A 6,299-nucleotide genomic window follows, 5' to 3' on the forward strand; every position below is an offset into this window, starting at 1 on the left:
CAATAAAAAACGGCAGCCAAGGCTGCCGTTTTTTATTGTGCTGTTTATTGTTCTTGCTAGTGCTTAAGCAGCTTGTACCGGAATTTCCCGGCGCTTGTCCTTGATGCGATTCATGGCGTCGACGTATACCAGGTCGGGCTTGAACTTCTCCAGTTCCAACTCGTTGTAGACGGCGTAGGTGGCGATGATGAGGATGTCGCCGGGCATGGCCTTGCGGGCGGCTGCACCGTTGACCGAGATAATGCCGGAATTGCGCTGGGCGCGAATTGCATACGTCGTAAAGCGCTCGCCGTTGTTGACGTTGTAAATCTCGATCTGCTGGTATTCCTTGATGTCTGCGGCATCCAGCAAGTCTTCATCGATCGCGCAGGAACCCTCATAGCCGAGTTCGGAGTGCGTTACGTGCACCCGATGCAGCTTGGATTTGAGCATGGTTCTTTGCATATCAGCTATCCGCTTGATTCAAAAGGACGGACATTATAATCGGATGCCGGGCTCGACGCAAAACTCGACATTGTCGATGAGTCGCGTTTTTCCGAGCTTGGCTGCCGCCAGTACGACCATATTCTGATCCCCGGCCTGCGCCTTGCCTAGCGTCTCCGCACTGCGAATCTCCACGTAGTCGACGATCCAGCCCATCATGGTGAGATATTGCCGCGTCTGTTCCTCGATGGCGGAGAAATCGCGGCGGCCGTCCTGAATCGCTTTCACGACCTGCTTGAGGGCGCCGTAGAGCCGCGGTGCCTCTACGCGTTGTTCCGGCTTCAAATAGCCGTTGCGCGAGCTCATCGCCAGGCCGTCCTGTTCGCGCACTGTTTCGCCGGGAATGACGGTGATGGGTAAATCCAGCTGTTTCACCATCTCGCGCAGGATAAACAGCTGCTGGAAATCCTTCTTGCCGAATAGCGCTGTCTGCGGCTGCACGATATTGAACAGCTTGAGCACCACGGTTGTCACGCCGTCGAAATGCCCCGGGCGATGCGCACCGCACAGTTCGTTCGCAATCGGCGGCGCCTTGACAATAACAGTCTGCGTTTGCGGATAGAGGTCGGCCTCGGTCGGGGTGAATACGACGTCCACACCTGCCGCTACAAGCCTTTCGCAATCCTGCGCCAGGGTGCGGGGGTAGTTCGCCAGGTCTTCATTCGGCCCGAATTGCAGTGGGTTGACGAAAATACTGGCGACGACGCAATCGCCGCGCTCTTGCGCCTGTTTCATGAGCGAGATATGGCCTTCGTGCAAGTTGCCCATGGTGGGCACGAAGGCGATGTTGCGCTCGGCTTGCAGCCGGGCGCGCAGTTCCGGAATGCGGGCGATGATGTCCATCAGAATGAATGTGTTGCGGTAGGGAAACTGCCGTCCTTGACGGCTTGAACGTAATGGCGCAGCGCGGATTGCACGCTATCTGCGCCATCCAGGAAATTACGCGCAAAGCGCGGCGTCTTGCCGGGATAAATGCCCAGCATGTCTTGCACCACCAGCACTTGTCCGTCGCAGTGCGGCCCGGCACCGATGCCGATGGTGGGAATGCTTAATGCCTCGGTCAACGTCTTGGCGAGCTCGGCCGGCACCATTTCCAGAACGAGCATGGAAGCGCCTGCCTGCTGCAAGGCCAGAGCGTCTTTCAACATCTGGCTTGCACTGGCTTCATCGCGACCTTGCACCTTGTAGCCGCCCAGCTCGTGCACGGATTGCGGCGTAAACCCGAGGTGGCCGCATACGGGAATGCCATTTGCCACCAGGCACTCGACTACATCGAACTTGGCCCCCTCCAGCTTCACCATATGGGCACCTGCGGCCATGAGTCGGTGGGCGTTGGGCAGTGCATGCAAAGGGTCTTGATCGCTACCGTAGGGCATGTCTGCGATGATGGGCGTGTGGTCTGCACCGTTGGCGACGCAGCGCGTGTGGTACTCCATATCCTGCATGCTGACGTCGAGCGTATCGTTGCTGCCTTGCAGCACCATGCCGAGCGAATCGCCGACCAGCAGCACATCTACGTCTGCTTGTTCCATCAGGGTGGCAAAGCTGGCGTCGTAGCAGGTCAGCATGGCGATTTTTTCGCCGCTTGCCGTCAAGGCGTTGATTCGGGACTGTGTCATTCCAGGTTGGGGTTGAAATACTCGCGCTGCCCGCGCAGGCTGTCGATGCGTTCCAGCAGCAGGTTGAACGCATCCTCGCTGGTCGAGACGTCGAGATGTTCGTTGTTGACGATGAGCAGCGGTGAGGCATCGTACTGGTGGAAAAACTCGCTATACGTAGCGGCGAGGCGCTCCAGATAGTCGCGGCCGATGTGCTGCTCGTAGTGGATGGCGCGTTTGTAGATGCGCTCCATCATGGTTTCCACCGGGGCTTGCAGGTATAGCACCAAGTCCGGCGTACGGGTTTGCGGCTGCAAGTGGTTGTAGATGGTGCGATACAGGTTGAATTCGGTATCGTTCAGCGTCAGGCGAGCGAATAGTGGATCTTTATCGAGGAAAAAATCGGCGATCACAGGCGTGCCGAACAGGTCGGGCTGTTCCAGCCCCTGCAATTGCTCTGCGCGTTGGAACAGGAAAAACAATTGCGTCGCCAGTGCGTGGCGCGAAGGATCTTCGTAGAACTTGGGCAGGAAGGGGTTAGCACCTGCGTTTTCCAGTAGCAGCTGGGCCGAGAAATGGTCGGCAAGTTTGCGCGCCAATGTGGTTTTGCCGCTGCCGATGGGGCCTTCGATGACGATGTAGGGGTATTTTTGGGTAATGCTCATGCGGCGCTCAGTTTTTCCACGCCCTGATCGGCGCAAGCAGGCAACAAGGTAGCCATCTGGCCTTGCCCGGGGATCGCGATTTCAGGCGCGATCTCCGCAAGCGGGAACAGCACGAAGCCGCGTTCGTGCATTCTAGGGTGGGGCAGGGTCAGTTCCGGGGTTTGCATCTCGAGATCATCATAAAGCAAAAGATCGAGGTCAAGAACCCGCGGCGCATTGGGGAAAGGCCGCTCGCGACCGAAACTCGCTTCCAGCGCCAGTAACGCGCGAAGCAAGTCCAAGGCTGGTAGCTCGGTCTCGACTTCGGCTGCAGCATTGATGAAATCCGGTTGGTTGTCGTAGCCTACCGGGGCGGTTCGATACAGCGATGAAGTGCGCACGACGCGCGTTTCGGGCAAGGTATTCAAGGCTTCGAAAGCCTTTGAGACTTGAGCTGTCGGATTTTGTAGGTTGCTGCCGAGCGCGATGTAAGCACGATGAAGCATGGTGGGCCTAACGATTTGAATCAGGTGTCAGCCAGCTGCTGACGATCAACGATGATGATACCGGACCGGGCGAACCCGGGCCGAATTACTCCGCACTGGGGGCCGCTTTCGCCGAGGCCGGCTTGCGGCGGCGGCGACGCTTCTTGGGCGCCGTGTCCGGTTGCAGCATGCGGTTGCGGGTTTCTGTATCGGCATGGGCGAACGTGTCCCACCACTCGGCGAGTTCCATCGGCATTTCGCCTGATTCGCAGCGCAGCAGCAGGAAATCGTAACCGGCGCGATAGCGCTCGTTTTCAAGCATACGGAAAGGGCGCTGGCCGGAGCGCTGCTCGAAGCGCGGTTGCAAGCCCCAGATTTCCTTCATGGTGACCGAATAACGCTTGGGGATCGACAATTTGCCGGCCTGAATGTCAGAAACCTCGTGCATGGCAGCGTGCAGGGCGGGGATCGGCTTGTCGCCTGCAGCCTGGTATTTCTGCCACAGCGTGAGCACCTCGTGCCAAAGCAGCGTTGCGAACAGGAACGCCGGCGAGACCGGTTTGTCTTGCTGCACGCGCTCGTCGGTGTTTTGCAGCGCGCCGGTGATGAAGCGTTCGCCCATGGGTTGTTCCAGTACCACGTCGAGCAGCGGCAACAGACCGTGATGCAGGCCGTGCTTGCGTAGGGCGTTGGCACTTTCCATGGCGTGGCCGGAGAGGAAAAGCTTGAGCATTTCCTCGAACAGGCGAGAGGGCGGTACGTCGTGCAGTAGCTCGGCGAGGCGGGGGATAGGATGCTCCGTCGCGGGATCGAGCTTCATGCCCAGCTTGGCGGAAAGACGTACTGCACGCAGCATGCGCACCGGGTCTTCACGGTAGCGGGTTTCCGGGTCGCCGATGATGCGCAGCACACGCGCCTGGATATCGGGCACGCCGTCGTGGTAATCGAACACTTCTTCGGTGGTCGGGTCGTAGTACAGCGCGTTGATGGTGAAGTCGCGCCGCTCGGCGTCTTCCTGCTGGGTACCGAACACGTTGTCGCGCAGGATGCGGCCGCTTTCTGCGACTTGTGCATCGACCTCGCCATCTTCACCTCCGCCCAGGTGGCTGCCACGGAAGGTTGTCACCTCAATGGTCTCGTTGCCGAACATGACGTGCACGATGCGGAATCGGCGCCCGATGATGCGCGAGCGGCGGAACAGCTGGCGTACCTGTTCCGGCGTAGCGTCGGTAGCGACGTCGAAATCCTTGGGCGTTTTTCCAAGCATGAGGTCGCGCACGGCGCCGCCCACCACGAACGCTGAATAGCCGGCCTTCTGCAAGCCTTCTACCGTCTTAAGCGCTGCGGTGCTGAGTTTGTGCTTGTCGATGCCGTGGGTGCGGCGATGAAATTTCTGAACGGTGGCAGGGGTGCCCGATTTTTTGTGTTTGGGCTTGAATACGCGTTGCAGAAGTTTACGAATCATTGAAGATATTGCGGATTTAGAGGTGGTAAGTTGGCGAATTATAACGCAAAGTCGGCGTTCGACAGTGCTAAGGAATAAAGTGTGTGCATATTATTTACAATGCATATAAAATCAATAATTGAGACTTCTATATCCGGGAATGACGAATGCTGATTTCACGTACTAGCCAGTATGCCATCCAGGCCCTTATCTACATTGCCTTGAAAGGCGAAGGCAACCCCATCCTCAGCCGCGAAGTGGCGGAGCAGTTGGGCGTGCCTTCTGCATATTTGGCCAAGATCATGCAGATGTTGTGCAAGGGTGGCGTCCTGACGTCTTTCCGCGGCCGGCTGGGCGGTTTCTGCCTGCGCGAGAACGCGGAAAAAATCGATCTCATGCGCGTACTGCTGATTACCGAAGGCCAGGATTTCACTACCCACTGCGTGCTTGGACTCAAGCAATGCAGCGACGAAACCGCATGCCCCATGCACAACAAGTTCTTGCCCATCAAATCGCAGATCGTCGACATGCTTAACGGGCAGAATCTGGCGGACTTGGCCGAAGCGGTCAAGGCCGGAAAATACCGTCTCGCCGACATTCCTGGCGAACTGATGCCAGTGCATTAGTGATAAAAATGATAAAAAAGCCCGGTTGATTCGTCAACCGGGCTTTTTTGTAGGTTACGACCTTTTTTTACAGCAGGACTTTTTCGATCCCGCCGTTGTTTGCCTTGGCGACATAATCCTTCATCCAGTCCGGTCCAAGCAGGTGCTTGGCCATCTCCACGACGATGTAGTCCGCATCCACACCGGTGTCTTCGGTGTAGCGATCCAGCCCTTGCAAGCAGGACGGGCAGGAGGTCAGAATTTTCACCTGTTCGCCAGGTGCAGCGCCCAGTTTGGCAACGCCGCGCTCCAGTTCTTCCTGCTTGCGCATCTTCACCTGGGTGGCGATGTCCGGTCGTGCCACGGCAAAGGTGCCTGATTCACCGCAGCAGCGGTCGTTCAACTGCACCTGGGTGCCCATGAGCTGATTGGCGACCTTGATACCCTCATAGGTTTTCATCGGTGTGTGGCAAGGCTCGTGGTACATGTAGCGCGTGCCGGTGACGCCTTCCAGCTTGAGGTTCTTCTCCATCAGGTATTCGTGGATGTCCAGCAAGCGGCAGCCTGGGAAAATTTTCTCGAATTCGTACTTGAGGAGTTGGTCCATGCAAGTGCCGCAGGAGACCACCACGGTCTTGATGTCGAGGTAATTCAGCGTGTTGGCGACGCGATGGAACAGCACGCGATTCTCTGCCGTGATCTGCTGGCCCTTGTCGTGGTTGCCCGCCGAAGTCTGCGGATAGCCGCAGCACAAGTAGCCGGGCGGCAGCACGGTGATCGCGCCAACTTCATACAGCAGCGCCTGGGTAGCGAGCCCCACTTGCGAGAACAAGCGCTCCGAGCCGCAGCCGGGGAAGTAGAACACTGCATCGGCGTCGTCCCCCGCCTTCTGCGGATTGCGGATCACCGGCACCATGGTCGGGTCTTCCAGGCCCATCATGGCGCGCGAGGTCTTGGTCGGCAAGCCCTTGGGCATGGGGCGGTTGAGGAAGTGAACCACTTGCTCGCGGATCGGCGGCTTGCCTACCGTGGCGGGCGGC

At 58.2% G+C, this 6,299-nt stretch carries 8 protein-coding genes; 1 reads left to right on the plus strand and 7 read right to left on the minus strand.

Annotation, left to right across the window (positions count from 1 at the left end; translation table 11 throughout):
- Positions 1-63: 63 nt before the first annotated feature.
- The 6 genes from panD to pcnB form a co-directional block, all read right to left on the minus strand.
- Positions 64-444: an aspartate 1-decarboxylase gene (gene panD, locus NMK_RS15130; RefSeq protein WP_109016590.1), complete on the minus strand. Its 381-nt coding sequence runs from the start codon at positions 442-444 to the stop codon at positions 64-66.
- Positions 445-477: 33 nt separating this feature from the next.
- The gene (gene panC / locus NMK_RS15135; RefSeq protein WP_109016591.1) at positions 478-1,326 is read right to left on the minus strand and encodes a pantoate--beta-alanine ligase; all 849 of its coding nucleotides are present in this window, start codon (positions 1,324-1,326) and stop codon (positions 478-480) included.
- Complete coding sequence (gene panB / locus NMK_RS15140; protein ID WP_109016592.1) at positions 1,326-2,102, minus strand: 3-methyl-2-oxobutanoate hydroxymethyltransferase; 777 nt, start codon at positions 2,100-2,102, stop codon at positions 1,326-1,328. Before panB ends, panC begins: the two co-directional genes overlap by 1 nt.
- Entirely contained in the window at positions 2,099-2,746 is a 648-nt protein-coding gene (locus NMK_RS15145; RefSeq protein ID WP_109016593.1) for a deoxynucleoside kinase, read from the minus strand. Before NMK_RS15145 ends, panB begins: the two co-directional genes overlap by 4 nt.
- A complete protein-coding gene (gene folK / locus NMK_RS15150; RefSeq protein ID WP_109016594.1) occupies positions 2,743-3,231 on the minus strand; it encodes a 2-amino-4-hydroxy-6-hydroxymethyldihydropteridine diphosphokinase in 489 nt (162 codons plus the stop codon). The genes NMK_RS15145 and folK overlap by 4 nt, the downstream gene beginning before the upstream one ends.
- Positions 3,232-3,316: 85 nt before the next feature.
- Positions 3,317-4,675, minus strand: coding sequence for a polynucleotide adenylyltransferase PcnB (gene pcnB / locus NMK_RS15155; protein ID WP_109016595.1), 1,359 nt, complete (start codon positions 4,673-4,675; stop codon positions 3,317-3,319).
- Positions 4,676-4,821: 146 nt separating this feature from the next.
- Here pcnB and NMK_RS15160 point away from each other — a divergent pair, with 146 nt between their 5' ends.
- Positions 4,822-5,280: an RrF2 family transcriptional regulator gene (locus NMK_RS15160; RefSeq protein ID WP_109016596.1), complete on the plus strand. Its 459-nt coding sequence runs from the start codon at positions 4,822-4,824 to the stop codon at positions 5,278-5,280.
- A gap of 67 nt (positions 5,281-5,347) precedes the next feature.
- On the opposite strand, the gene NMK_RS15165 is transcribed toward NMK_RS15160, so the two are convergent.
- The coding region (locus NMK_RS15165) for a DUF3400 domain-containing protein (protein ID WP_146187220.1) at positions 5,348-6,299 on the minus strand (952 nt) is incomplete at its 5' end.

It is taken from the genome of Novimethylophilus kurashikiensis (assembly GCF_003112435.1).
Classification (GTDB): domain Bacteria; phylum Pseudomonadota; class Gammaproteobacteria; order Burkholderiales; family Methylophilaceae; genus Novimethylophilus; species Novimethylophilus kurashikiensis.

Excerpts from the sequence above, each read along its gene's own strand:
- panB (WP_109016592.1), bottom strand. The coding sequence starts at position 2,102 with ATGACACAGTCCCGAATCAACGCCTTGACGGCAAGCGGCGAAAAAATC.
- folK (WP_109016594.1), bottom strand. The coding sequence starts at position 3,231 with ATGCTTCATCGTGCTTACATCGCGCTCGGCAGCAACCTACAAAATCCG.
- pcnB (WP_109016595.1), bottom strand. The coding sequence starts at position 4,675 with ATGATTCGTAAACTTCTGCAACGCGTATTCAAGCCCAAACACAAAAAA.
- panC (WP_109016591.1), bottom strand. The coding sequence starts at position 1,326 with ATGGACATCATCGCCCGCATTCCGGAACTGCGCGCCCGGCTGCAAGCC.
- NMK_RS15160 (WP_109016596.1), top strand. The coding sequence starts at position 4,822 with ATGCTGATTTCACGTACTAGCCAGTATGCCATCCAGGCCCTTATCTAC.
- panD (WP_109016590.1), bottom strand. The coding sequence starts at position 444 with ATGCAAAGAACCATGCTCAAATCCAAGCTGCATCGGGTGCACGTAACG.
- NMK_RS15145 (WP_109016593.1), bottom strand. The coding sequence starts at position 2,746 with ATGAGCATTACCCAAAAATACCCCTACATCGTCATCGAAGGCCCCATC.